This is a genomic window from Microbacterium sp. UBA3394, from assembly GCF_002358725.1.
GTDB classification, from domain to species: Bacteria; Actinomycetota; Actinomycetes; order Actinomycetales; family Microbacteriaceae; genus Microbacterium; species Microbacterium luteum.
The window spans coordinates 3,320-4,157 of record NZ_DEPK01000169.1 but is presented as its reverse complement, the minus strand read 5'-3'; the positions used below and the strand labels follow the sequence as shown (position 1 = coordinate 4,157).

Sequence of the window (838 nt, the reverse complement as noted above, 5' to 3'; positions counted from 1 at the left end):
AGGAGTACGACCAGATCCGGGCCATGGGCTCGGGCGCGCGCTTCACGGCCGGCGGAGCCGGACAGGGTGGGGGCTTCGAGGACGTCTTCTCGAGATTCGGGCAGGGTCGCGGGGGCGGCGGGTACAGCAGCGCCGACTTCGACGACATCTTCTCGATGTTCAACCAGCAGCAGGGCGGACGCGGCACCGGCTTCGGCTCCGGTCGGTTCGGGCAGCCCTCCGGTGGGTTCCAGGGATTCGGCGGTCCGTCGCGCGGGGCGGATGTCACCGCGCGCACGACCATCGACTTCGTCACCGCCACCAAGGGCGAGACCATCACCCTGCAGGGCGAAGACGGCAAGCCGTTCAAGGTGAAGATCCCCGCCGGTGTGCGCGACGGGCAGAAGATCCGCCTGCGCGGCCGCGGTCGCCCCTCGCCGGACGGCGGGGAATCGGGCGACATCGTCGTGCAGGTGACCGTGCGGCCGCATCCGGTGTTCACCCGAGACGGGCTGAACCTGCGCGTGACCGTGCCGGTGACCTTCACCGAGGCCACCCTCGGCGCCACGATCGAGGTGCCGACCCTCGGCGGAGACCCGGTGCGACTGCGGGTCGCGGCGGGCACCCCGTCGGGGCGCGTGCTGCGGGTCAAGGGCCGTGGCGTGCAGACGCAGAAGGGCACCGGCGACCTCCTGGCGGAGGTGCAGGTGGCGGTGCCGTCGCACCTGGACGACGCGGCGCGTGAGGCGCTCGCGGCGTATCAGGCGCTGGAGCCGAAGGAGAACCCGCGCGCGGACCTCATGGCGAAGGCACGCACGTAGCGTTTCGTCTCGCTCCGCTCGCTCAACGACCGGTGGGG

At 72.0% G+C, this 838-nt stretch carries 1 protein-coding gene; it reads left to right on the top strand.

The features are described 5' to 3' along the window. Positions 1 to 800: DnaJ C-terminal domain-containing protein (locus tag B4E30_RS10055; protein ID WP_286795142.1), on the top strand; the 800-nt coding region annotated here is incomplete at its 5' end. Between the last annotated feature and the right edge of the window lie 38 nt (positions 801 to 838).